The 2,059-nt window shown below is 70.5% G+C and carries 1 protein-coding gene; it reads left to right on the top strand.

Annotated elements, in window-relative coordinates:
• Positions 1-292: 292 nt before the first annotated feature.
• Positions 293-2,056, top strand: a complete 1,764-nt coding sequence (gene oxc / locus WDW90_RS36605) for an oxalyl-CoA decarboxylase (protein ID WP_336492639.1) — start codon at positions 293-295, stop codon at positions 2,054-2,056.
• The last annotated feature ends 3 nt before the right edge of the window (positions 2,057-2,059 follow it).

The raw sequence follows: 2,059 nt of genomic DNA, 5'->3' as shown, positions 1-2,059 counted from the left end.
TTGCAGGTTTGCCGCCGTTTGCGTTTTGGGGCGTTGGGGTTTGGCCTGGCTCGGGGCGGGTTTTCGGCGCGGGTTGGTGCGGGGGCGGCGGGCGGTTTCGGTTTGACAGCTGGTATCTGGTATGCCAGTTTCGGACCGCATTCGCGCGGAACGTCCGCGCCGCCCGGCCCCAGGGGCCGCACAGCCGCGCCGCGGCTTAACCCGCCGGACCCGAGAAGCCGGCGCCTGCCAGATGGAGGAGACAGCCATGGACCGCACCAGCCCGGACCGCACCAGCCCGACGGAGCCCGCCATGGCGGCCTCGGACATCACCACCTCGAGCCGTCCCGACGCGGCCGGCGCGCCCGAGCGCGAGCTGACCGACGGCTTCCACCTCGTCATCGACGCGCTCAAGCTCAACGGCATCGACACCATCTACGGCGTGCCCGGCATCCCGATCACCGATCTCGGCCGGCTGGCCCAGGCCGAGGGGATGCGGGTGATCTCGTTCCGCCACGAGCAGAATGCCGGCAACGCCGCGGCGATCGCGGGCTTCCTGACCAAGAAGCCGGGCATCTGCCTGACGGTCTCGGCCCCGGGCTTCCTCAACGGGCTGACCGCGCTGGCCAACGCCACCACCAACTGCTTTCCGATGATCCTGATCTCGGGCTCCTCCGAGCGCGAGATCGTCGACCTGCAGCAGGGTGACTACGAGGAGATGGACCAGCTGGCCATCGCCAAGCCCCTGTGCAAGGCCGCCTTCCGGGTTCTGCACGCGGCCGACATCGGCATCGGGGTGGCGCGCGCCATCCGGGCGGCGGTGTCGGGGCGTCCGGGCGGGGTCTATCTCGACCTGCCCGCCAAGCTGTTTGCGCAGGTGATGGATGCCGAGGCCGGGGCGCGCTCGCTCGTCGAGGTGATCGACCCGGCGCCGGCCCAGATCCCGGCCCCGGCCGCGGTGCGGCGCGCGCTCGATCTCCTGAAGGGGGCCAAGCGCCCGCTGATCATCCTGGGCAAGGGCGCGGCCTATGCCCAGGCCGACGAGGCGATCCGGGCTCTGGTGGAGCGGAGCGGCATTCCCTACGTGCCGATGAGCATGGCCAAGGGGCTTCTGCCCGACACCCACCCGCAATCGGCGGGGGCGGCGCGCTCGCTGGTGCTGAAGGAGGCGGACGTGGTTCTGCTTCTGGGCGCGCGTCTGAACTGGCTTCTGTCGCACGGCAAGGGCAAGAGCTGGGGCGAGCCGGGCTCGACGCGGTTCATCCAGGTCGACATCGAGCCGCGGGAGATGGACTCGAACGTGGAGATTGCCGCGCCGCTGGTCGGCGACATCGGCTCGTGCGTGGAGGCGCTTCTCGACGGGATGGGCTCGGGCTGGGCGGCGCCGCCCTCGGCCTGGCTCGAGGCGATTGCCGCGCGCAAGGAGGCGAACCTGTCGAAGATGGCGGGCAAGCTGCGCAAGAACGCGGCGCCGATGGACTTCCACGGGGCTCTGGGGGCGCTGCGCGACGTGATGGCGGAGCGGCCCGAGACGATCCTGGTGAACGAGGGCGCCAACACGCTCGATCTGGCGCGCGGGATCATCGACATGCACCGTCCGCGCAAGCGGCTGGATGTCGGCACCTGGGGCGTGATGGGCATCGGGATGGGGTTTGCGGTGGCGGCCGCGATCGAGACGGGCCATCCGGTCCTGGCGGTTGAGGGCGACAGCGCCTTCGGCTTCTCGGGCATGGAGGTGGAGACGATCTGCCGCTACCAGCTTCCGGTCTGCGTGGTGGTGTTCAACAACAACGGCATCTACCGGGGCACGGACGTGAACCCGTCGGGGGGCTCGGACGTGGCCACCACGGTGTTCGTGGCGGGCTCGCGCTACGACCGGATGATGGAGGCGTTTGGCGGGGTGGGTGTCAACGTGACGACGCCGGACGAGCTCGGCCGGGCGGTGCGCGCGGCGCTCGATTCGGGGCGCCCGACCCTGATCAACGCCGAGATCGACCCGGCCGCCGGAACCGAGAGCGGCAACATCGGCAGCCTCAACCCCCAGAGCAGCGTCCAGCGCAAAAAACCCGCAGCCTGACGG

The sequence above is a fragment of the Methylobacterium nigriterrae genome, from assembly GCF_037106235.1.
Lineage (GTDB): Bacteria > Pseudomonadota > Alphaproteobacteria > Rhizobiales > Beijerinckiaceae > Methylobacterium > Methylobacterium nigriterrae.
Note: the sequence above shows the minus strand (reverse complement) of the source record. Positions and strands in the feature narration are given on the sequence as shown.

Bases quoted from the DNA above. Each gene is read 5' to 3' on its own strand.
- oxc (WP_336492639.1), top strand. From the start codon at position 293: ATGGCGGCCTCGGACATCACCACCTCGAGCCGTCCCGACGCGGCCGGC.